This is a genomic window from Pseudomonas sp. SWRI81, from assembly GCF_014268545.1.
In the GTDB taxonomy this organism is placed as follows: domain Bacteria; phylum Pseudomonadota; class Gammaproteobacteria; order Pseudomonadales; family Pseudomonadaceae; genus Aquipseudomonas; species Aquipseudomonas hamedanensis.
The window spans coordinates 66,306-87,434 of the sequence record NZ_JABWQS010000018.1 but is presented as its reverse complement, the minus strand read 5'-3'; the positions used below and the strand labels follow the sequence as shown (position 1 = coordinate 87,434).

Below are 21,129 nucleotides of genomic sequence, written 5' to 3'. Positions count from 1 at the left end.
GGGGTGAGGCGGGAAGTTCGATCGGTTTTGAAGTCCTAAGCAAAGCCCATGTGGGAGCGGGCTTGCTCGCGAAAGCGGTGTTTCAGACGATACAAGTATCGACTGACAGGACGCCTTCGCGAGCAAGCCCGCTCCCACAGGTTTGCAGCTGTCACTTACCGGGAGTCAGGGTCAGACGACTCTTGCCATACACCCGATCAAAGTTCTGCGGCTGCATCGGCAGACCGATGTACTGCCCCTTCAGCCACGCATCGATACCATTCAGGTAGTTCGGACTCAGCGGATTGCCCGATTGCCCCGTACCGTTCTGCGCCATCAGCGGTTCGCTCTGGCCGAAATCGACGATAAAACGCATCGACGGCGCCCGCGTTGTGGCGAAGTCCTGACCCCAGGCAAACGCCGAGGCGTTCAGCGTGGTGTGATCGCCACCCGCTGCCAGCGGCCCGCGCACGGTCTGGCCACTGCTGTTTTTCCAGGCATAGCTGTGCAATTTGCCCCACTGCCAGGCGCGGTGATCGCCGCCCAATTGACTGTCGCCTGCGGTGATCGCCGCCGCCAGGCTGCGGGCCAGAATCACGCTTTTGTCTTCCTTCTGCGGCGTGCGAACGTCGTCCCAGAACGGACTGTCCTCGCGGCCAAGCAGATGATCGGCCTGCGCCGCATAAGACAGATCGCCGCTGGCGATAAAAGCTTTCCACGCCGGGCTGGACTCAGGCCCCAATTCGTCGAGGAAGATCTGCTTCATGCTTTCCTGCAGAAACAATTCATAAAGCGCCGCGTCCGCCGAGGTCGGGCTGAGCTTGCCATCGAACGCCATCAAGCGGGTGAAGGCTTCACGGGCCTTGCTGCGCTCGGCTTCCGGCAGGCCATCAATGGCCTGTTTCAGCGGCTGCTTCATGCCTGGAGCTTCAAAGACTTTTTTCAGCTTGGCGGCGAAAGTAGTGGTTTGGTCGTACTGCATCGCGATGACGCTGCGGCTGTCATGCTTGCCGCTGCCGGCCAGTTCGGCCAGGCGTTCGCCACGCTCCGGTGCCGCCCAGGATTTCGACAGCTGCATGCCGTAGCCGTCCGGGATGACGCGCTGGTTGGCCGTGCCGAGCCAGCCTTGGGCCGGGTCCTGATCGTAGGGGTGCAGCATCGGGTCGGCGTAACCGTCCCAATCGTAACGACCGTCCCAGCCCGGCGAGGGCAGCAGACCTTCACCTTCGCGGCGGTTGGGGAAACGTCCGGTGACTTGCCAGCCGATATTGCTCGCATCGGCGAACACCAGGTTTAGCGTGATGGCCCGGATCTCGCGGCTCGCGTCGGAAGCACGCTCGACGTTTTGCGCGCGTGTCAGGTCGAAGAACGCGTCGAGGGTTTTGTCATCGGTGAAACTCGGCATCTGCAAGGCCAGGCCGAAACCGCTGCCTTGCGCCGCTGCCTGCGCACTGTTGAGCAGCGCGCCATGGCGAGTTTCGTACACCGCTTCGCGAATCGGCCGCTGGCCTTTGACGAAATAGGTTTCGTTGCGCACGCCCAGCGGCTGCCATTTGCCGTTGACCTCGTAGGTCAGGCTGCTGCCCTGACGACGGATTTTTTCCAGAAACAGGTCCTGGTTATCACCGAGTACGCTGCTCATGCTCCAGGCGACTTTACCGTTGAAGCCGCCGAGGACCATCGGCAAACCGGCAATCGTCACGCCCGCCGCCTGATATTTCGGGGCGCGGATCTGCACGAAGCTCCACAGCGACGGCGCGGCCAACGGCCCATGGGCGTCGCTGGCCAGCAGACTCTTGCCGCTGCGGCTGCGTTGCGGGGCGATCGCCCAGTTGTTCGCAGTCGGCGTGCCGAGCAGGTTCAGCACCGACAGTTGTTGGCTGGCGTTGCTCAGTTCGTTCAAGCCGGGGATTTGCCCGTTGAGCTTGACGCCTTGCAGTTTGTCGGCCTCGGCCAGTGGCAGATTTTCGTCCGGTGCGGACGGCGACAGCGAGGCGAGTTTGTCGCTGGTCACGGTTTGCGCCAGTACCAGCGAGGCAATTTCCTCCGGCAGGTTGGCCGACTGGCTGAAGTTCAGCAGGGCGAAAATCAGCGCCGAATCTTCCGGCTTCCAGTACTCCGGCTTGTAACCGCTGGCCGCGAGGTCGCCGGGCAACTTGTCGGCGTAGCGGAACAGGTAGGCATTGACGCCCCGCGCATAGACTTCGAAAAAGCGCTTGAGCCGTGGCGACGACGCCTTGTACAAGTCGCCGCCGCTTTTCTTCAGGTTGACGGCGCGCATGTAACGGTCGGCATCGAGCATCGAGGCGCCGGACATCTCCGCCAGTCGGCCCTGCGCCAACAGCCGCAGGGTGACCATCTGGTTGATGCGGTCGCTGGCGTGGACGTAGCCGAGACTGAACAGCGCGTCATGGAAACTGTTGCTTTCGATCAACGGCATGCCCATGGCATTGCGTCGCACCGATACGTTCTGCGCCAGACCCTTGAGCGGTTGCACGCCGGCGGTCGGTGGCAGGCTGTCCTGAGCATTCCAGGTCTGGCACCCGGACAGGCCCAAAACACCGGCCACTGCTGCGGCAACGCCGAACCGGGGAAGAAAATGTGTAAGGGCTGGCGAGGCCATGGCGAAGCTCCTGCGGGGGTATAAGGCTGGGGGCGCAATAAAGCCGCTACGTTAGTGAGCGGGCGAGGGCTGCGCAAGCGGGGCGAGTGGTTATTTGTGCAGTTGTCGGCTGATCGGTCAGAGGCTTTGCAGTTGCCTGTGGGAAAGCTGAGATGTTGAACTACGGAAAACCCCTAGACCTTGCATGAGAAATATCGCCATGGAACTGCAGGCCAGCGCCGCACTGATCATCATCGACCAGCAGAAGGGCATTCTGCATCCGCGCCTGGGCCGTCGGAGTAATCCTCACGCTGAAGAAAACATGCTGGAACTGTTGGCGCTGTGGCGCCGGACAGGGCGACCAGTGATTCATGTGCAGCATTTATCGCGCGAGCCTGATTCGGTGTTCTGGCCCGAGCAATCAGGCGTGGAATTTCAGCCGCGTTTTACGCCGCAGGACGGCGAATGGCTGATCCAGAAAGCCGTGCCAGATGCATTTTGTGCGACGCGTCTGGAAGGGCGGTTGCGCGAAGCGGGGATCGGGCAAGTGGTGATCGTCGGTGTGGCCACAAACAATTCGGTGGAATCGACGGCGCGTACCGCGGGCAATCTCGGGTTCGACGCGTGGGTGGCGGAGGATGCGTGTTTTACCTTCGACAAAGCCGATTATTTCGGCACACCGCGTACCGCTGAAGAGGTGCACGCAATGTCGCTGGGGAATCTGCATGGGGAGTATGCGACGGTGGTCGATTGTGCGCGGATTCTGGCGGCGGGCTGAATGTTCTTGGTCAATGTGCCTGCCTCTTCGCGAGCAGGCTCGCTCCCACATTGGAGCGCGTTTCGTCAGAAGGAACGCGGTCCCTGTAGGAGTGAGCCTGCTCGCGATAGCGTTTATACAGACGACATCAATTTTGAATGTGCCGGCCTCATCGCGAGCAGGCTCATTCCTACAGGGGATCGCATTTCAACTGAAGGAACGCGGTTGTCATGTGGGAGCGAGCCTGCTCGCGAAGGCGGCCTGTCAGGCGAAGAAAATCTCCGCCAAGGGCATCAAGCGCCGTGGCACTTCTTGAATTTCTTGCCGTTGCCGCATGGGCAAGGGTCGTTGCGGCCGACGTCTTTCAGGGCGTTGCGCACCGGTTCCTGGTGGGCATGGCCGCAGTTCGGGCCGTGTACATGGCCGTGGTCATGGTCGTGATGATGGTCATGATCGTGGTTGCAATCAGGGCCATGGACATGAGGTTGTTGAGTCATCGGTGTTGCTCCGGAATTAAATCGGCGGGGATTATCACGCCATTGCGCTCAAGGTGCACGTAGTGGGCGATGAATAAACCGGTTTCCATCTCCCCTTGCAATCGATAGGGAATTTGCTGATTGGGGTTTTTCAGCATTTTCACCACGTCTTTGACCTTCGGCCACAGGTTGGTGCGAATCGGTACCTTGAAATAGGCGCTGCGCTTCGGTCCGACGGTAAACCAGTGTTCATGCTCGCCCTCCGCCAGCAGGATGTCAGCCAGATGAATGCGGTATTCCAGCCCGCGCACCGTCAGGTCGCTGTCGTTGGGGTTATCGAGGCGAAAGTGCAGGATGAACTTTTGTTCGAGCAGTTTTGCCCGCACCACTTCGACGTTCACCAGATGCACGGTGGGTTCGACGCTGTTACCGCTGAACCACGACGCACAGCCGCCGAGATTGAGGATCAGCATGAGGAACAAAAGATGGAATGTGCGTCGACGGCCAAGCATGGTTGTACTCCCTTTGTTGCCAGTCTAGACGCTAAAAGATCGCAGCCTTCGGCAGCTCCTACAGAGGGAACGCAAATGCTGTGTAGGAGCTGCCGCAGGCTGCGATCTTTTGATCTTGTCCTTTAAACGCCGAAGTAACCTGCGCAGCACTTCTTGAACTTTTGTCCGCTGCCGCAAAGGCAACTGTCATTGCGCCCCAACTTCACCGGCACTGTCGGGTCGATGAAATACCAGCGCCCGGCGTTCTGCACGAACGAAGAACGCTCGCGATGACTGTGCTCGCCCTGGCTGTCGTGCCAGCGCGCGGTGAAGGTGACAAAGGCGTGTTCCGGCTGGCCGCCGAAGACCTCCGAACCTTCCACCTCAAGGCCCAGCCAGGTACTTTGCGCGCTCCAGTCGCTGATCGATTGCTTGTTCAGCCCGGCCTGTTGGGCGGGCAGGGTGGTCGCCACCAGATAATCGATCAGCCCCAGCACATAAGCGCTGTAGCGCGAACGCATCAAGGCTTCGGCGCAAGGTGCCGGATGGCCTTCGTGATAATGGCCGCAACAGGCCTCCAGCAGATTGCCGCTGCCGCACGGGCAAATGGCTGTACTCATTGCATTACCACCAGTATTTCCCGAAGTTTTCCGGATTGGCCCAGAACCGCGAGTTGAGCCAGTCGGGGACTTGTTTGTAGTCAAGCAGATCGTAGGTGAACAGGGTCAGCATCTGGTCGTCGCGTTGAAAGCGTTCGCTCGCTTGCAGCGCCAGCGAATAGAAGTCGGTCTCCTGCCAGCCACTGGCCGCCAGGTCGGCCAGCACGGCGATGCGGCTGGCGTTGAGATTACGAATACCGCCTAACAGATTCAGGCCGTCGCGCTTGGGTAAATGTTCCAGGCAATCGACCACCAGTGCGAGGTCGAAGCGCTGCGCCGCCAGTTCGGTGGGCAACGCACCGGGCGCGGCGTGGGCGACCAGGCTGTTGGGGTGCGCGTCCTTGAACGCGCTCAAGGCCGGGAATTCACTGGCGCCGATCAATAACAGTCGAGCCGGGGCGTAGCGGTCCAGCAAAGCGGCCAACGCCTGTTGCGGCGTGCGTGAAGAAATGGCGACGTTCATCGAAGCTCCTCAGTCAGACCGCCAAGACTAGCCTGCCAGACTGCGCCGGCAAAGCGTCCGCTAGCGTGGTTTTTCATTAAAAGAGGCAAACGCCTGTGAACACGGTCGCAAACAGCGCTGGCCTATTGCTGGCGGAGATTAAAACTCCGGTCTTTACTCCCTGAATCGGTTTTAAGCCGATCCCTCAGGAGAAAACTAGATGAGCATAGTTCGGACAGCATTACCCTTGGTTCTGCTAACCAGTGTGTTGACTGGTTGCGCAGGTTTGCAGAAAACCGACTGGCCGACCTGTGCGGCGGTCGGCGGTGTGGTCGGTGCCGGTCTCGGCGCGACGGAAAGTGCGGCGTGGGCCGGCTACGGTGCGTTGCTGGTCGGCGGTACGGCAGCGGCCTATTGCTGGGTGCATGGCGATGGCGACGAAGACGGCGATGGTGTGCCGGACAGTCGCGACAAGTGCCCGGGCACGCCTAAGGGTGTGCAGGTCGATGCCGACGGCTGCCCACCGCCGACGCCTGCGCCAGTGGTTGAAGAAGCGGTAGTGGTCAAGGAAGAGACGATTGTCATCCGTGATGTGCACTTCCAGTTTGACAAAGCCACCCTGACCGGTCCCGACAAGCAAGTGCTCGACAAAGTCGCCACGCGCCTGAAGCAGGAGTCCTCTACTGCGCAACTGACCGTGACCGGTCATACCGACAGCGTGGGCAGCGATGCCTACAACCAGAAACTGTCGGATCGTCGCGCGCATTCGGTGGTGGAATACCTGATCCAGCAAGGTGTGCCGCGTGCCAGCTTCGTTTCGGTGTCGGGCCTGGGTGAAAGCCAGCCGGTGGCGGATAACAAGTCTGCCGACGGCCGCGCACAGAACCGTCGTACTGAAATCAAAATCGTCCGTTGAAACCTCTCGCGTCCGCGGCTTGTGCAGTCGCGGATGCGGGTCTTTACTCCTGTGTAACCGGTATGGGCCGGTGACACAGGAGCTTTCACCATGACTGTTTTCGCAAGGTCCGTCTTGCCGGTGCTGCTGCTTGGCAGCTTGCTTACCGGTTGCGCCACGCACAGCGATGGCACTGCACCCCTCAATCAACGTACATGGCCGATCTGCAGTCTGTTGGGCGGACTGGTCGGCGGTGGGCTTGGCGCTATCGAAAGTGCGGGCTGGGCCGGCGGCGGCGCAGCGCTGGGCATCGTCACCGGCGGATTGATCTGTTACGCCCAGGATGGCGATGAAGACAGCGACGGCGTGTTCGATCGCCGCGACCGTTGCCCGGATACGCCGGAAAATACCGAAGTCGATCACCGCGGTTGCCCGTTGCCGCAATATCCGGTCGCTGAGAAACCGGCCGAGCCGGCGCCGCAAAGTGAAGTGATCACTTTGAGCGATGCGGGCAACGTGCTGTTCGATTTCGACAAGTCTGACCTGACGCCAGCAGCGAAAGCCCAGCTCGACACCCTGATGGACAAGCTGCGCAATGCCGATGTGGTCAGCATCAAAGTGATTGGCCATACCGACAGCAAAGGTTCGGATGCCTACAACCAGGCGTTGTCGGAGCGTCGCGCGAGCAGCGTGGCGGCTTATCTGCTCAGCCAGGGCCTGGCGCCGGACAAATTGACCAGCGAAGGTCGCGGTGAAAGCGAACCGGTGGCCGATAACGCGTCTGACGAAGGACGCGCGCAAAATCGCCGCGTGGAACTCCATATCAATCGTTAGGACGGGTCTGTAGTCCGCAGGCTAGAGCTGCCGGGGAGATATCGTCGACCCGGCAGCCGTTTGGCCGGCATTTGCAGATTTTTCGTTTTCCCCTCTGGCTTATCCCCCGCAGAAGCCGTTACTGTGCGCGCAAAGAATAATTCGCAACGCGGGGGCGCGTATGAAACTGTTTTGGGGGCTGGGCCGTTTACTGACCCTGCTGTTCTGCGGCGTGGTGCTGGTCAATCAACTGGTGCCGTTTGTCCATCCGCTGCACCTGCTGGTCAATCTGGCCGGTGGTCTGTTGTTGCTGATCCATGTGCTCGAAGTGCTGCTGTGCAATCGCAGCCTCAAGGGCCGCCCCCATCCCTGGCGCGACCGTGGCCGCATCCTGCTGTTCGGCGTTTTCCATTTGCAAACCCTCCCGGCCCCGGCCGCTCCGCAGGCTTCTTCCCATGCGTAAACTCTGCTTGCTCGCTGCATTCATCAGCCCCCTGGCCTGTGCTCAGGTCGTCAGCGTTGAAACGAATTCCTTGATGCGCCTGCCCAACACGGCCAGCACCTTGCAGTTGGAGAAGCTGGAGGTCGCCGATTACGGCACTCTGCTGATCCCCTCGAACGTGACGGAACTGAACGTCGATGAACTGCGTCTGGGCCATGAAGCGCGTATTGCCATTGTTCCGGCTGAACAGGCGCTGGAGGTGAGAGTCAAGCGTGCCGAATTGAGCGATGGCAGCCAGATCACTGCCCGCGGTGCACCGGGCACCTATGAAAAAGCCGCGCGTGCCGGGCGCAATCTGAATCTGCAATTCAAGGCGCTGAACGCGCCGCTGCTGTCAATCGACGCGCGGGGCGGCACCGGTGCGCCGGGTTTCGTCGGGCTTGACGGTGGCAACGGCGAAGATCCGGGCTGCACGTATGGTTCGGCCGGTCACGGTGCCGATGGCGGTGACGGCAGCGACGGGCAACCGGGCGCTCCGGGTGCACTGGTACGCCTTGAAATACCTCGCGATTTCCCGGCGGATCTGATCAAGGTCAATGTGGCCGGCGGTGCCGGTGGCCCCGCGGGTGTGGGCGGCAAGGCTGGCAAGGGTGGCAAGTCCAAGGGCTGCCTGGTGTACCGCGCCGATGGCGGCAAGAACGGCAAGGCGGGGGCGGACGGCCAGCCCGGGCCGGTGGGGGCGGCGGGTTCTGTTAGCGTGCAACGCCTCTAAACTGCGACCCGCTCTCTGAACAGTAAAATGCTCTGGTGAGTGGAGATCTTTGGTGAGTGAAATTCTGTGGCGAGGGGATTCTGTGGCGAGGGGATTTAGCGAAATGTCGCACCGCCCCGTTGGGCTGCGCAGCAGTCCCGCTTTTAAATTGAAGAGCGGGGCCGCTGCGCAGCCCAGCGGGGATGAATCCCCTCGCCACAACTGTGTTCACAGCAGAGCAAGAGTGCGGTTCAGAGCATGGGCCGAGCCGCCGCAATAGCCACCAGCACCAACCCGACAAGCAAATTAAGCCCTACCACCCGCCGTATCCGACCCAGCACTGCCGCGCCCGCCGGCCAGTCCTTCGCGTCCACCGCTTTGCGCAGTTCCGGCAACATCAGCCCCTGAATGCGGATAAACAGCGCGGTCATCACCACATACAAACCGATCATGACCTGCACGTACTTCGGCGCGGTTTCGAACCCGACCTGCTGCAGATGCAGCATGCCCACGCCACTGATCGGAAGCAGAATCACCGCGACCCAGACCCAGCGGAAAAAACCTTGAAACACTTCCACCCACAAGGTCAGGCGAGCGGGGCCGTCGAGGGCCTTCACAGCCGCTGGGCGCAGGACCATCCAGGCGAAAAACATGCCGCCGACCCAGACCAGCGCGGCGAGGACATGCAGGGGATAAACGAGGCTAAAAGGTGTCATTGGGTTACTCCGTTCTGCGCAGGATCGATTCGCGGGGTATGATAGCCGCCGAACCAAACTACTGAAAATTTATCCAGCGTTTTTAGCGCCCGACACTCAATGATCAGCACTGAACTCAAAACCACGATCCAGGGCGCCTATTCGCGTTTTCTAGAGGCCAAGAGCCTCAAACCGCGTTACGGCCAGCGCCTGATGATCGCCGAGATCGCTAAAGTCCTCGGGGATATCGACACCGACGACGAAGGCCGGCGCAGTGGCGACCCGGCGATTGTCGCGGTGGAAGCCGGCACCGGTACTGGCAAGACTGTGGCCTACAGCCTGGCGGCGATCCCCACGGCGAAACTGGCGGGCAAGCGTCTGGTGATTGCCACCGCGACCGTCGCCCTGCAGGAACAGATCGTCTACAAGGATTTGCCCGACCTGATGCGCAACAGCGGGCTGAATTTCAGCTTTGCCCTGGCCAAGGGCCGTGGCCGCTACATGTGCCTGTCCAAACTCGACATGCTGCTGCAGGAAGGCCACGCGCAGACGGCCACCGCGCAGCTGTTCGAAGAAGAAGGCTTCAAGATCGAGGTGGACGAGGCCAGTCAGAAGCTGTTCACCAGCATGATCGAGAAACTCGCCGGCAATAAGTGGGACGGCGACCGCGACAGCTGGCCGAACGCGCTGGAAGACGCCGATTGGGCGCGCCTGACCACTGATCACAGCCAGTGCACCAACCGCCATTGCCCGAACTTCGGCCAGTGCGCCTTCTACAAGGCCCGCGAAGGCATGGGCAAGGTTGACGTGATCGTGACCAACCACGACATGGTCCTCGCTGACCTGGCCTTGGGCGGCGGTGCGGTGCTGCCGGACCCGCGCGACACCATTTACGTGTTCGACGAAGGTCACCATCTGCCGGACAAGGCCATCGGCCATTTCGCCCATTACACGCGCCTGCGTTCCACCGCCGACTGGCTGGAAACCACCGCCAAGAACCTCACCAAACTGCTGGCCCAGCATCCGTTGCCCGGCGATCTCGGCAAGTTGATCGAGCAGGTGCCGGAGCTGGCGCGAGAGATCAAGACCCAGCAGCAGTTCATGTTCAGCGCCTGCGAGCAGATCGCCGATTTCAAGCCCGGTGAAGACGTCGAGGGGCGCGAGCGCCCGCGCCATCGCTTCGTGGGCGGGGTGATTCCCGAGCACATGCGCGAGATGGGCATCGAGCTGAAAAAAGGCTATTCGCGCCTCAACGATCTGTTCACGCGTCTGACCGACCTGCTCAAGGAAGGCATGGACGGCGAGGTCAACATCGGCATCGCCAGCAATCAGGCCGAAGAATGGTATCCACTGTTCGGCAGCCTGTTGTCGCGTGCCTCCGGCAACTGGGAACTGTGGACCGCATTCACCGCCGAAGACCCGGAAGACAGCCCGCCGATGGCGCGTTGGCTGACCCTGGCGGAAAGCGGTTCGCTGTTCGACATCGAAGTCAACGCCAGTCCGATTCTGGCTGCCGAAACCCTGCGCCGCAGTTTGTGGAACGTCGCTTACGGTTGTCTGGTGACTTCGGCGACGCTGACGGCGCTGGGCACGTTCGACCGTTTCCGCATGCGCGCCGGTCTGCCGAAAAAAGCCGTCACGGCGGTGGTTCCCAGCCCGTTCCATCACGCCGATGCCGGTGTGTTGCGCGTGCCGGATCTTAAGGCCGACCCGCGCGATGCGGCCGCCCACACGGCGGCGATTATCCGGGAGCTGCCCGATCTGGTCGAAGGTTCGCGCGGCACGCTGGTGCTGTTCTCCTCGCGCAAGCAAATGCAGGACGTGTTCGACGGCCTCGACCGTGACTGGCGCAAGCAAGTGTTCATTCAAGGCAACCTGTCGAAACAGGAAACCCTGAACAAGCACAAGGCGCGGGTCGATGGCGGTGACTCCAGCGTGTTGTTCGGCCTGGCCAGTTTCGCCGAAGGCGTCGACTTGCCGGGGGCTTACTGCGAACACGTGGTAATCGCCAAGATCCCGTTCTCGGTGCCGGACGATCCGGTCGAAGCTGCGTTGTCGGAGTGGATCGAAGCCCGTGGCGGCAATCCGTTCATGGAAATCTCCGTGCCCGATGCCTCGCTGAAACTGGTCCAGGCCTGCGGCCGCCTGCTGCGTACCGAAGAAGACCGCGGCACCATCACCTTGCTCGATCGGCGTCTGGTCACCCAGCGCTACGGCAAAGCGATCCTCAACGCGTTGCCGCCTTTCCGTCGTGAAATATCCTGAGGCACCGGTGGGCCGTTTGGCCCGCCGCGCTGTCTATCTCTCTACCATCGCTTTTCCATTGGCCTTTGTTGGTCGTCAGGGAGAACTCCGTTCTTATGATCCGCCGTTCGTTGCCTGCCGTATTTGCCCTGATCTTTGCTGCGCCGTTGCTCGCGGCGCCTGCCGGCCAGCAGACGCTGTTCAATTTTGTCCGTCCGGCCGATGTGGTCAAAGTCGCGACTGAAAACGCCGATCTGCCGCAAGCCAATGCCGAACAGACCCCCGAAGGCGAAGTGCTGCGCCGCGTGATCTTCAATCCGGCCGCCCGCCCGACCTTGCGTCTGACGCCGCAGACCGGCGCGTGGGACTGGTCGCAGTCCGGCATGATGACCCTGCGTCTGCAGAGTGCAATGAACTGGGCGGTGACGGTCTATGTGCAGATCCAGAGCAACGATGGCCGCACCCTGGTCAGCCGCGTCGATCTGCCGGCCGGCCCCGCGCAAACCTTGCTGGTGCCACTGGTGGCCTCGACGCCGCTGAGTCAGGGCATGAAGGCCGGCCCGCCAATGCCGATGACCGTCGATGGCCAGCGCATCCTGCTGGCCAGCAGCACGGGTGAAATCGATCGCAGCCAGGTGGTCTCGGTCAGTCTGTCGATGGATCAACCGAAGGTTGCGCAAAGCCTGCTGCTTGAGCGTTTCGGCGTGCAGGACGGGGGATCGGTCACGCAGGCGGTGTACGGCAATCTGGTCGACGCTTACGGGCAATCGACCCGTGGCCAATGGCCGGAAAAGATCAGCAATGACGAACAACTGAAATCCGCCGCCAGCAAAGAACAGCGACAACTGAACACTTGGCTGGCCGAGCGCGACAAGTCATCGCTGGACACGTTCGGTGGCTGGAGCAAAGGCCCGGCGTTCAAGGCCAGCGGGTTCTTCCGCACGGAAAAGCGCGATGGTCGTTGGTATCTGGTGACCCCTGAAGGCCATCCGTTTTACTCGCTGGGCGTCAACACCGTCAGCCCCCAGGTCAACCAGACCTACGTGGCCGGGCGCGAATACATGTTCGAGTCCCTGCCCAAGCAAGGCGAGCCGTTGGCCGTGCAGTTCGGCGAAGGCGACAACCGTGGCGGCAATGGTGCCGATCAGGGCCGTGGCTACGGCAGCGGTCGCTGGTATGACTTCTACGGCGCCAACCTGCAGCGCCTGTACGGCGAACCGTGCAAACCTGACAGCGACCACAAGGCCGGTATTGCCGAAGCGGCAAAGGCGGGCGCGTCTGAAACCGGTTTGGATCAGGCGGCTGAATCGGTAGCGGTGCCTGCCGAGCCGAAGCCGGGTATTGCCGAAGCAGCGCAGACAGACGCGGTGCAAGCGTCCGCCGAGAATGCCGTTGCGTGCAAGGCCACGTTTGATGAAACGCGGTGGACTACCCACACCCTCAATCGCCTGCAGGCCTGGGGTTTCAATACTGTCGGCAACTGGAGCGCGCCGTCACTGGCTGACGCCGAACGCGTGCCGTATACCATGCCGCTGTCGATTGTCGGCGACTACACCAGCATCAGCACCGGCAACGATTGGTGGGGCGCCATGCCTGATCCGTTCGATCCGCGTTTTGCCATGGCCACCGAACGCGCCGTGGCGATTGCGGCACGCGATCACCGCGATGATCCGTGGCTGATCGGCTACTACGCCGACAACGAACTGGCCTGGGCCGGCCCCGGCGACGACGCGAAGTCGCGCTACGCACTGGCCTATGGCACGCTGAAAATGACCACCGATGTGCCGGCCAAGCGCGCGTTTCTCAAGCAGTTGCGGGACAAGTATCGCAATCAGGCCGGGTTGTCGAAGGCGTGGGGGGTAGACGTACCGGCATGGGAACTCATGGAGGACCCGGGCTTCGAGCCACCCCTGCCGAACCCGGAGCATCCGGAAATCGAGGCTGATTTCAAATACTTCCAGAAGGTCTTCGCCGACACCTACTTCAAGACGATTTCCGACGCGCTGAAATGGCACGCACCGAACCAGTTGCTGCTCGGTGGCCGCTTTGCTGTCAGTACCCCGGAAGCGGTGGCCTCCTGCGCACAGTATTGCGATGTGCTGAGCTTCAATATGTACACGCTGAAACCCCAGGACGGTTATGACTTCGCAGCGCTGAAGGCCTTGGATAAACCGGTGCTGATCAGCGAGTTCAACTTCGGCTCGACCGATCGCGGCCCGTTCTGGGGCGGTCCGACGCAACTTTCCCGGGAAGAGGATCGTGGCCCGGCCTATGCCAATTTCCTTAAACAGGCCTTGAGTGAACCGTCGATAGTCGGCGTGCACTGGTTCCAGTATCTCGACCAACCGGTGACCGGGCGTTTGCTCGACGGCGAGAACGGCCATTTTGGACTGGTCGGGAACACCGATCTGCCCTATCAAGGCTTCGTCGAGACGGTGCGCAAAAGCAATCTGCAAGCGCTTGAGCAATTGGGCAAGGAGGCGCAGAAAGCGCCGGTGCATGAGGCTGAAGGCGGGCGAAAAGGCGAGGCGGGTAAAAACGCCGGCGCAGGCCATGCCGGGGGGCATTCGGGAAATGGCCACTAGGCTTTGAACCGCGTTATCGTTCTTCGCGAGCAAGCCCGCTCCCACACGGGTCTCGGTAGCATTAGAGTTCCCCTGTGGGAGCGAGCCTGCTCGCGAAGGCGTCAGCCGCCTCACCGAAATATCTGAAATAACCGTCTGGCCCGCGCCTGTTCCCAAATCCCTCAAGGGCTGGAACAATGCGGGCCACTTTGTAGAGCGTTTTCGCGGGGGAGTTGCGGGTGCAGATTCAGGGACATTACGAGCTTCAATTCGAAGCGGTGCGCGAGGCTTTCGCGGCACTGTTCGACGATCCCCAGGAACGCGGCGCAGCCTTGTGCATAAAGGTCGGCGGAGAAACCGTCCTTGACCTCTGGTCCGGTACCGCCGACAAGGACGGCACCGAGGCCTGGCACAGCGACACCATCGCCAACCTGTTCTCGTGCACCAAGACTTTCACCGCGGTCACTGCGCTGCAACTGGTCGCCGAAGGCAAGTTGCAACTCGACGCCCCGGTGGCTCGCTATTGGCCGGAGTTCGCCGCTGCCGGCAAAGAATCCGTAACCCTGCGTCAATTGCTCTGCCATCAGGCCGGCTTGCCGGCTCTGCGCGAACTGCTCGCCCCCGAAGCCCTCTACAACTGGCAAACCATGGTCGACGCCCTCGCGGCCGAAGCACCGTGGTGGACGCCGGGCACCGGTCACGGTTATGCCGCGATCACTTACGGCTGGCTGGTCGGCGAATTGCTGCGCCGCGCCGACGGTCGTGGGCCGGGCGAATCGATTGTCGCTCGGGTCGCCAAACCGTTGGGCCTGGATTTCCATGTGGGCCTGGCCGACGAAGAGTTTCATCGCGTCGCGCACATCGCTCGGGGCAAGGGCAACGCCGGCGACGCCGCGGCTCAGCGCCTGCTGCAAGTGACCATGCGCGAACCGACTGCCATGACCACCCGCGCCTTCACCAATCCGCCGTCAGTGCTGACCAGCACCAACAAGCCGGAATGGCGACGCATGCAGCAACCGGCGGCCAACGGCCACGGCAATGCGCGCAGTCTTGCCGGGTTCTACGCCGGTCTGCTCGATGGCAGCCTGCTCGAAAGCGAGATGCTCGAAGAGCTGACCCGCGAGCACAGCCTCGGCGACGACAAGACCTTGCTCACCCGCACCCGTTTCGGCCTCGGCTGCATGCTCGATCAGCCGGATGTGGCCAACGCCACCTACGGCCTCGGTCCGCGTGCGTTCGGCCATCCGGGCGCGGGCGGCTCGATCGGTTTTGCTGATCCCGAGCATGATGTCGCGTTCGGTTTCGTGACAAATACCTTGGGGCCATACGTTTTGATGGATCCGCGTGCGCAAAAGCTGGCGCGGGTGCTTGCCACTTGTCTGTAAAGCTTCAACAGAGGTTCCAGGGTCGGAACCTCGAAGGGATTTTCGATTCAAAACGGCTGTTTATCCGGGCGAAAGTGCTCTGATTTTTCATTACTTCATTTTGTGGATTTTCAATGTCAGCTAAAAAGACCCTCGCCCTGGCCCTGTGTGTAGCGATCACCGGTTGCGCACAGACCCCGAAAAACGATGCGGACGGCGGCAGTTGGTGGCCGTTCGGTTCTACCGACAACGTAGCCGCCAAGGAGCCTGCACCGGCCCCGGCCCCGTTGAAACCTGCAGCGACCGCGCCCGTCGCCAAGGCCGAGAGCAGCAACCCGTGGTACTGGCCGTTCGGTTCCAGCGATGAAGCGGTCAAGGCTGATTTGAAAGCCGAGGTCAAACCTGAAGCCAAGCCGGTCGAGGTGGCCAAAGCCGAAGCCGAGTCCAATGGCAAATGGTGGTGGCCGTTCGGCGGCAAGGATCAGCCAACCGCCAAAGCCGTGCCGATGCCGGATCCGAAAGTCACGCAGGCCTGGCTCGACGATTACGAGCCGCGTCTGCGTGCGGCGGTGAAGGACAGCAACCTGCAACTCGAACGTCGCGACAACGTACTGGTGGTGACGGCGCCGGTCGAAGGCTCGTTCAACCCGGACCGTCCGGCCATGCTGTTGCCGGTCACCCTCGGCCCGTTCACCCGCGTCGCGAAAATCCTCGAAGCTGACCCGAAGACCGCCGTGCTGGTGCTCGGTCACAGCGACACCAGCGGTGCCGCGCCGGCCAACATCAAACTCAGTCAGGAACGTGCGCAATCGGTGGCGGCGATCTTCCGCCTCAGCGGCTTGCAGCGTGATCGCCTGATGCTGCGTGGCATGGGTTCCGAAGCGCCGCGCGCGGCTAACGACAGCGTGGAAGGGCGTGCGCTGAACCGCCGTGTCGAATTGCTGGTGACCCCGCAAAACACCATGGTTGCGCTGCTGAGCAAATACAACATGCCAGCACCGAAGCCAGTGACCCTAGTGGCTGCGCAAGACGTCAAGCCAGCGGCGAAACCGGCCACTCCAGCGCCTGCCGCGAAGAAAGCCGCCGTCCCTGCGACCAAGAAGGCCCCAGCCAAGAAAGCCGCCGCCAAGGCTCCAGCGAAAAAGGCCCCGGCCAAGACTCCGGCGAAGAAGACAGCACCAGCCAAAGCCGCGGCGACCGACAAGAAAGTCGCCGCGACCGACGCCGCCAAGAAGTAATCCGCTAACGAAAAGGAATGCGCCATGACCCAGTCTCTGGCCGATATGCGTCGTGATTACACCCGGGATGGCTTGACCGAGGCGCAAGCACCGGTCGAGCCGTTTGCGCTGTTCCACCAGTGGTTTGCCGACGCGGTGAAAACCGAGCAGGCGCCGGTGGAAGCCAACGCCATGACCCTGGCCACGGTCGATGCGGCTGGACGTCCGCATTGCCGCATTCTGCTGCTCAAGGGCCTGGACGCGCAGGGCTTCACCTTTTTCACCAACTACGACAGCGCCAAGGGCCAGCACCTGGCGGCCAATCCGTTCGCCGCCATGACGTTCTTCTGGCCAACCCTGGAACGTCAGGTACGCATCGAAGGTCGCGTGGTGAAAGTTACGCCACAAGAGTCCGATGCGTATTATCAGGTGCGTCCGCTGGGCAGCCGTCTCGGTGCCTGGGCATCGCCGCAGAGCCGGGTCATCAACGGCCGTGGCGAGCTGGAAGACTTGCTCAAGGCCACCGAGCAACGCTTCAGCGACACCCAGCCGCACTGCCCGGAACATTGGGGCGGTTACCGCCTGCTCCCCGAGCGTATCGAGTTCTGGCAGGGCCGTCCGAGTCGCCTGCACGATCGCCTCAACTACCGCGTCCAGGGCGTCGACTGGATTCTTGAACGCTTGGCACCTTGAGCAGTCTACCGAGCGGGATAAAGAGTGGCGGCGCAGGATCGGTGATTTAGCGCTACTTTAAGTGGACGCTCGCAGGCATCTGTACCCAGCCTGAATGGAAGCCAATTTATCCGGATGGTGTCGTGACAGGCGCCAAGCCACGGAGTTTAATGAACACAATGTTCTTTTGGAGTTGATGCTATGCGTAAGTCTGTTCTGCTGGTTGCTTCCTTTTCCACGATGGCGATGTTGCTGACCGGCTGCCAATCGAGCCTGACCGGTGACTCCTACTCCCGTGACGAAGCGCGTCGCGTGCAGACGATTCGCATGGGCACCATCGAATCCCTGCGACCGGTGAAAATCGAAGGCACCAAAACCCCGATCGGTGGCGCAGCAGGCGCGGTGGTCGGCGGCGTTGGCGGCAGCGCCATCGGCGGCGGCAAGGGCAGCATCGTCGCAGCAGTCATCGGCGCCGTGGCTGGCGGCCTCATCGGTTCGGCTACTGAAGAAGGCCTGACCCGCACCCAGGGCGTGGAAATTACCGTCCGCGAAGACGACGGCAGCATGCGCGCCTACGTGCAGCAGGTTCAGGAAAATGAAGTGTTCCGCGTTGGTGAGCGGGTGCGTATTTCGACCGTTGGCGGGACCAGCCGCGTTTCGCACTAAGCGCGAGGCAGGTCAAAGAAAACCCCGATCAGGTGACTGGTCGGGTTTTTTTTGGGGAGTGGTTCGGTAGGCAGTAGCCATAAATCATTCGACGCAAACCAGTTGAACGATGTGATTTACGTCCAGCAGTTTTTGTCCCGTCCATTTCTCCAATGTTTTGATTTGTTCTTCAGTCAGATCATCGCCATCAAATTCATCTTCAGGCTTATGCCAGTTCATCAACTCCTTCAATGCTTCCTTATGGCATGCCTCGATTTCGACCGCTCTGAGTAAATTCTCAGTCTTTCGATCAAAGACCTCTACTACGTGTTTCATTTTTCAACCCTCCTGGTTGAATCGGCTGGTTTCGTTTGTTCCCCTGTTTGCGGGTAGTTGCCCGACCAAGGACACAACCACACTTGCAGGACTTGGCAAACACGCATCCGGCACGCACGGCGTCAGGTTTTTTCGCAGCCACTTCACGGCTACGCTCGAAAGCCTCCTGCCGCGCCAACATCGCGTCGTAAGCGTTTTGCCCGGCTTCGCGCTCGGCCAGTTCGGCGGCCGTCATATAACGCCAGGTAACGTGATGCCCGTCGCCCGCCGGTGGGTTCTGCACCCGGGGGATGTCCTTGTTCCGCGCCACTGATCGTCCCTTCGTTCATCATCGACAGCCCTTGGAAAGGGGCTGCACGACGTTATCGAAGCGGGAAAAGTGTGGCTGTAGGACGCGTCGCTAAAGACGTGGGGATTGTTCGCTGTGTAACTGAGAGCGGGGAATCTGTGGCGAGGGAGCTTGCTCCCGCTGGGGTGCGAAGCGCCCCCAATAAATGGGCCTGCTACGCAGTCCAGCGGGAGCAAGCTCCCTCGCCACAAGGGGTCATTTCAGTTGAGAGTTCCTGCGACTCGCCATCGCCGTCACCACATACCCAATCACCGCCGCCAGAATCGAGCCGGTAAGAATGCCCATTCGGTCCATGCCGGCGTAATCGCTCACGCCCGGTTCGAAGGCCAGCGAACCGACGAACAGGCTCATGGTGAAGCCGATGCCGCAGAGGATCGCCACCCCGAGGATCTGGCCCCAGTTAGCGCCTTGGGGCAGGGCGGCGATGCCGATCTTGACGGCCAGCCAGGTCAGGCCGAAGACGCCGATGGTTTTGCCCAGCAGCAGGCCAATGGCGATGCCCATCGGTACGTCGTGGGTGAAGCTTTCGACGGTGACGCCGCTCAGCGACAGGCCAGCGTTGGCGAAGGCGAACAGCGGCAAAATGCCGTAGGCGACCCATGGGTGCAGCGCGTGTTCGAGGGTCAGCAGTGGCGACGGTTCGGCGTTTTTCGTGCGCAGCGGAATGCAGAAGGCCAGGGTCACGCCGGCCAGCGTGGCATGGACGCCGCTCTTGAGTACACAGACCCAGAGGATCAGGCCGATGATCATGTACGGCCCGAGCTTGACCACGCCGAGCCGGTTCATCGCCACCAGTGCGGCAATGCAGGCCGCTGCCAGGCCCAGGGACAGGGTCGACAATTCGCCGGAGTAGAAAATCGCGATGATCACGATGGCACCGAGGTCATCGATGATCGCCAGCGTCATCAGGAACAGCTTCAGCGATACCGGCACGCGCTTGCCGAGCAGGGCCAGCACGCCGAGGGCGAAGGCGATGTCGGTGGCGGTCGGGATCGCCCAGCCGCTCAGGGCGGCGGGGTTGTCGCGGTTGAGGAACCAATAGATCAGCGCCGGCACCAGCATGCCGCCGATGGCCGCTGCACCGGGCAGGACAATCTGCGAGGGCTTGGACAGCTGGCCGTCGAGCACCTCGCGTTTGACCTCCAGACCGATGAGCAGGAAGAACATTGCCATCAGGCCATCGTTGATCCACAGCAGCAGGGGCTTGGCGATTTTCAACGCACCGATCTGCGCCACCACCGGGGTGTCGAGCAGGCCGGTGTACAGCCACGACAGTGGTGAGTTGTTGATAATCAGCGCGAGGATGGCTGCAGCGATCAATAACAGACCGCTGGCAGCTTCCAACTGAAAGAAACGCGTGAAAGTGCTACGCAGAGGCAAGGTCGCTCTCCATCGAATAGTCAAAAGGTGCAACACCCTAACCCGTACCGTTAGTTGTTAAAACAAAAGTTATATTCTTTTTTGTTATATAGCGTTACAAGCCGTCTAGCCCCGGCCACGCTGAGCCTAGCAGTTGCCTGACATATTGAGACTCAGCTGTATCTTTGCGGGCTATAGGTTTTTTCCTAAGCTGACGGACAAGCCTTTCGAGGAGTTCAACCTCCTGCCTGATCCAACGAGAACCCAGACCATGAGCGACAACCGACAGTGGGCCCGCGAAGCCATCCGCATCATTGAAGCGGACTTCCAGCGCAGCGCCGACACCCACCTGATTCCCTTGCCGCTGCCGGGTTTTGCGGGCATCGAACTGTATTTCAAGGACGAGTCCAGCCATCCGACCGGAAGCCTCAAGCATCGCCTGGCGCGTTCGCTGTTCCTCTATGCGCTGTGTAACGGCTGGCTGAAGCCTGGCGCGCCGGTGATCGAGGCGTCCAGCGGCTCGACGGCGATTTCCGAGGCGTACTTCGCCCGCATGCTTGGTCTGCCGTTCATTGCGGTGATGCCGGCGACCACATCGAAAGAGAAGATAGCCCAGATCGCCTTTTACGGCGGCCAAAGCCATCTGGTGAACGATCCGACGCAGATCTACGCCGAGTCCGAGCGTCTGGCACGCGAGCACGGCGGGCATTTCATCGACCAGTTCACCTACGCCGAGCGCGCCACCGACTGGCGAGCGAACAACAACATTGCCGAGTCCATCTTTCAGCAGATGCGCTATGAAAAACACCCGGAACCGAGCTGGCTGATTTCCAGCCCGGGCACCGGCGGCACCACCGCGACCCTCGGTCGTTACGTGCGCTATCGCCAGCACTGCACCCGCGTGCTGTGCGCCGACGCCGAGCGTTCGGTGTTCTTCGATTTTTACCAGACAGGCGACGCCAGCCTGCGACTCGACTGCGGCTCACGCATTGAAGGCATCGGCCGGCCACGGGTAGAGGCGTCGTTCTTGCCCAAGGTGATCGACGCGATGGTCAAGGTGCCGGATGCCTTGTCCCTGGCCGCCATGCACTATCTGGCGCAGCGCCTCGGGCGGCATGTCGGTGGATCGAGCGGGACCAATCTGATCGGCGCGCTGATGGCGGCGCAGCAGATGAAAGCGGCGGGGGAGTCGGGGTCGATTGTGGCGATTCTGTGCGATGGCGGCGAACGGTATGCCGATACGTATTACGACCAGGAGTGGTTGAAGGCGCAGGGGTATGAGTTGGACGGATTGATCGAAGCAGTAGCGGCGAGTGCCGAGCGCGGGGAGGCGCTGCCGCCTTCGGTGCTGCGCGCCAATATCTGACACACCGAAAT

At 61.4% G+C, this 21,129-nt stretch carries 20 protein-coding genes and 1 pseudogene; 12 read left to right on the top strand and 9 right to left on the bottom strand.

Going from position 1 to position 21,129, the window contains the following annotated elements; genetic code table 11:
- Positions 1-151: 151 nt before the first annotated feature.
- The gene (locus HU765_RS13865) at positions 152-2,602 is read right to left on the bottom strand and encodes a penicillin acylase family protein (RefSeq protein ID WP_186621172.1); all 2,451 of its coding nucleotides are present in this window, start codon (positions 2,600-2,602) and stop codon (positions 152-154) included.
- Positions 2,603-2,801: 199 nt separating this feature from the next.
- Here HU765_RS13865 and HU765_RS13860 point away from each other — a divergent pair, with 199 nt between their 5' ends.
- Positions 2,802-3,359 (top strand): cysteine hydrolase family protein, encoded by a 558-nt coding sequence (locus tag HU765_RS13860; protein ID WP_186621193.1) that lies wholly within the window; start codon positions 2,802-2,804, stop codon positions 3,357-3,359.
- Between the two features lie 272 nt (positions 3,360-3,631).
- Here HU765_RS13860 and HU765_RS13855 read toward each other — a convergent pair whose 3' ends face one another.
- The 4 genes from HU765_RS13855 to HU765_RS13840 form a co-directional block, all read right to left on the bottom strand.
- A complete protein-coding gene (locus HU765_RS13855; RefSeq protein ID WP_003198420.1) occupies positions 3,632-3,835 on the bottom strand; it encodes an SEC-C metal-binding domain-containing protein in 204 nt (67 codons plus the stop codon).
- Positions 3,832-4,326: an LEA type 2 family protein gene (locus HU765_RS13850; RefSeq protein ID WP_186621170.1), complete on the bottom strand. Its 495-nt coding sequence runs from the start codon at positions 4,324-4,326 to the stop codon at positions 3,832-3,834. Before HU765_RS13850 ends, HU765_RS13855 begins: the two co-directional genes overlap by 4 nt.
- Before the next feature lie 122 nt (positions 4,327-4,448).
- The gene (locus HU765_RS13845; protein ID WP_186621168.1) at positions 4,449-4,925 is read right to left on the bottom strand and encodes a YchJ family protein; all 477 of its coding nucleotides are present in this window, start codon (positions 4,923-4,925) and stop codon (positions 4,449-4,451) included.
- 4 nt (positions 4,926-4,929) lie between these two features.
- The gene (locus HU765_RS13840) at positions 4,930-5,427 is read right to left on the bottom strand and encodes a DUF6231 family protein (protein ID WP_186621166.1); all 498 of its coding nucleotides are present in this window, start codon (positions 5,425-5,427) and stop codon (positions 4,930-4,932) included.
- 199 nt (positions 5,428-5,626) lie between these two features.
- On the opposite strand from HU765_RS13840, the gene HU765_RS13835 reads away from it, so the two are divergent.
- From HU765_RS13835 to HU765_RS13820, 4 genes are all read left to right on the top strand, one after another.
- The gene (locus HU765_RS13835; RefSeq protein WP_186552029.1) at positions 5,627-6,322 is read left to right on the top strand and encodes an OmpA family protein; all 696 of its coding nucleotides are present in this window, start codon (positions 5,627-5,629) and stop codon (positions 6,320-6,322) included.
- Positions 6,323-6,412: 90 nt separating this feature from the next.
- Complete coding sequence (locus HU765_RS13830; protein WP_186621163.1) at positions 6,413-7,135, top strand: OmpA family protein; 723 nt, start codon at positions 6,413-6,415, stop codon at positions 7,133-7,135.
- Between the two features lie 160 nt (positions 7,136-7,295).
- Positions 7,296-7,577, top strand: coding sequence for a DUF1145 domain-containing protein (locus HU765_RS13825; protein WP_186552027.1), 282 nt, complete (start codon positions 7,296-7,298; stop codon positions 7,575-7,577).
- Positions 7,570-8,328 carry a collagen-like protein gene (locus HU765_RS13820; protein ID WP_186621161.1) on the top strand — a complete coding sequence of 253 codons (759 nt, stop codon included), beginning with the start codon at positions 7,570-7,572 and terminating at the stop codon, positions 8,326-8,328. Before HU765_RS13825 ends, HU765_RS13820 begins: the two co-directional genes overlap by 8 nt.
- Positions 8,329-8,558: 230 nt before the next feature.
- Here HU765_RS13820 and HU765_RS13815 read toward each other — a convergent pair whose 3' ends face one another.
- Complete coding sequence (locus HU765_RS13815) at positions 8,559-9,023, bottom strand: DUF2269 family protein (RefSeq protein ID WP_186621159.1); 465 nt, start codon at positions 9,021-9,023, stop codon at positions 8,559-8,561.
- A 99-nt stretch (positions 9,024-9,122) separates the two neighbouring features.
- Between HU765_RS13815 and dinG the strand changes: the two genes are divergently transcribed.
- The 6 genes from dinG to HU765_RS13785 all read left to right on the top strand — a co-directional run bounded on the left by dinG (position 9,123) and on the right by HU765_RS13785 (position 17,729).
- Positions 9,123-11,267, top strand: a complete 2,145-nt coding sequence (gene dinG, locus HU765_RS13810) for an ATP-dependent DNA helicase DinG (protein ID WP_186552024.1) — start codon at positions 9,123-9,125, stop codon at positions 11,265-11,267.
- Between the two features lie 95 nt (positions 11,268-11,362).
- Positions 11,363-13,831 (top strand): beta-galactosidase, encoded by a 2,469-nt coding sequence (locus HU765_RS13805; RefSeq protein ID WP_186621157.1) that lies wholly within the window; start codon positions 11,363-11,365, stop codon positions 13,829-13,831.
- Positions 13,832-14,049: 218 nt separating this feature from the next.
- Entirely contained in the window at positions 14,050-15,195 is a 1,146-nt protein-coding gene (locus HU765_RS13800) for a serine hydrolase (RefSeq protein WP_186621155.1), read from the top strand.
- Between the two features lie 113 nt (positions 15,196-15,308).
- On the top strand, positions 15,309-16,412 hold the full coding sequence (locus HU765_RS13795; protein ID WP_186621153.1) for an OmpA family protein: 1,104 nt from the start codon (positions 15,309-15,311) through the stop codon (positions 16,410-16,412).
- Positions 16,413-16,436: 24 nt separating this feature from the next.
- The gene (pdxH, locus tag HU765_RS13790) at positions 16,437-17,084 is read left to right on the top strand and encodes a pyridoxamine 5'-phosphate oxidase (RefSeq protein ID WP_186621151.1); all 648 of its coding nucleotides are present in this window, start codon (positions 16,437-16,439) and stop codon (positions 17,082-17,084) included.
- Between the two features lie 180 nt (positions 17,085-17,264).
- Positions 17,265-17,729, top strand: coding sequence for a glycine zipper 2TM domain-containing protein (locus tag HU765_RS13785; RefSeq protein WP_007969461.1), 465 nt, complete (start codon positions 17,265-17,267; stop codon positions 17,727-17,729).
- Between the two features lie 84 nt (positions 17,730-17,813).
- Here HU765_RS13785 and HU765_RS13780 read toward each other — a convergent pair whose 3' ends face one another.
- From HU765_RS13780 to nhaA, 3 genes and pseudogenes are all read right to left on the bottom strand, one after another.
- The gene (locus HU765_RS13780) at positions 17,814-18,044 is read right to left on the bottom strand and encodes a hypothetical protein (protein ID WP_186621149.1); all 231 of its coding nucleotides are present in this window, start codon (positions 18,042-18,044) and stop codon (positions 17,814-17,816) included.
- Between the two features lie 82 nt (positions 18,045-18,126).
- A pseudogene (locus HU765_RS26825) lies at positions 18,127-18,354 on the bottom strand (toxin); the annotation flags it as partial.
- A 234-nt stretch (positions 18,355-18,588) separates the two neighbouring features.
- A complete protein-coding gene (gene nhaA, locus HU765_RS13775; RefSeq protein ID WP_186621147.1) occupies positions 18,589-19,773 on the bottom strand; it encodes a Na+/H+ antiporter NhaA in 1,185 nt (394 codons plus the stop codon).
- A gap of 250 nt (positions 19,774-20,023) precedes the next feature.
- On the opposite strand from nhaA, the gene HU765_RS13770 reads away from it, so the two are divergent.
- A complete protein-coding gene (locus HU765_RS13770; RefSeq protein ID WP_186621145.1) occupies positions 20,024-21,118 on the top strand; it encodes a PLP-dependent cysteine synthase family protein in 1,095 nt (364 codons plus the stop codon).
- The last annotated feature ends 11 nt before the right edge of the window (positions 21,119-21,129 follow it).

Excerpts from the sequence above, each read along its gene's own strand:
- HU765_RS13865 (WP_186621172.1), bottom strand. The coding sequence starts at position 2,602 with ATGGCCTCGCCAGCCCTTACACATTTTCTTCCCCGGTTCGGCGTTGCC.
- HU765_RS13860 (WP_186621193.1), top strand. The coding sequence starts at position 2,802 with ATGGAACTGCAGGCCAGCGCCGCACTGATCATCATCGACCAGCAGAAG.
- HU765_RS13855 (WP_003198420.1), bottom strand. The coding sequence starts at position 3,835 with ATGACTCAACAACCTCATGTCCATGGCCCTGATTGCAACCACGATCAT.
- HU765_RS13850 (WP_186621170.1), bottom strand. The coding sequence starts at position 4,326 with ATGCTTGGCCGTCGACGCACATTCCATCTTTTGTTCCTCATGCTGATC.
- HU765_RS13845 (WP_186621168.1), bottom strand. The coding sequence starts at position 4,925 with ATGAGTACAGCCATTTGCCCGTGCGGCAGCGGCAATCTGCTGGAGGCC.
- HU765_RS13840 (WP_186621166.1), bottom strand. The coding sequence starts at position 5,427 with ATGAACGTCGCCATTTCTTCACGCACGCCGCAACAGGCGTTGGCCGCT.
- HU765_RS13835 (WP_186552029.1), top strand. The coding sequence starts at position 5,627 with ATGAGCATAGTTCGGACAGCATTACCCTTGGTTCTGCTAACCAGTGTG.
- HU765_RS13830 (WP_186621163.1), top strand. The coding sequence starts at position 6,413 with ATGACTGTTTTCGCAAGGTCCGTCTTGCCGGTGCTGCTGCTTGGCAGC.
- HU765_RS13825 (WP_186552027.1), top strand. The coding sequence starts at position 7,296 with ATGAAACTGTTTTGGGGGCTGGGCCGTTTACTGACCCTGCTGTTCTGC.
- HU765_RS13820 (WP_186621161.1), top strand. The coding sequence starts at position 7,570 with ATGCGTAAACTCTGCTTGCTCGCTGCATTCATCAGCCCCCTGGCCTGT.
- HU765_RS13815 (WP_186621159.1), bottom strand. The coding sequence starts at position 9,023 with ATGACACCTTTTAGCCTCGTTTATCCCCTGCATGTCCTCGCCGCGCTG.
- dinG (WP_186552024.1), top strand. The coding sequence starts at position 9,123 with ATGATCAGCACTGAACTCAAAACCACGATCCAGGGCGCCTATTCGCGT.
- HU765_RS13805 (WP_186621157.1), top strand. The coding sequence starts at position 11,363 with ATGATCCGCCGTTCGTTGCCTGCCGTATTTGCCCTGATCTTTGCTGCG.
- HU765_RS13795 (WP_186621153.1), top strand. The coding sequence starts at position 15,309 with ATGTCAGCTAAAAAGACCCTCGCCCTGGCCCTGTGTGTAGCGATCACC.
- pdxH (WP_186621151.1), top strand. The coding sequence starts at position 16,437 with ATGACCCAGTCTCTGGCCGATATGCGTCGTGATTACACCCGGGATGGC.
- HU765_RS13785 (WP_007969461.1), top strand. The coding sequence starts at position 17,265 with ATGCGTAAGTCTGTTCTGCTGGTTGCTTCCTTTTCCACGATGGCGATG.
- HU765_RS13780 (WP_186621149.1), bottom strand. The coding sequence starts at position 18,044 with ATGAAACACGTAGTAGAGGTCTTTGATCGAAAGACTGAGAATTTACTC.
- HU765_RS13770 (WP_186621145.1), top strand. The coding sequence starts at position 20,024 with ATGAGCGACAACCGACAGTGGGCCCGCGAAGCCATCCGCATCATTGAA.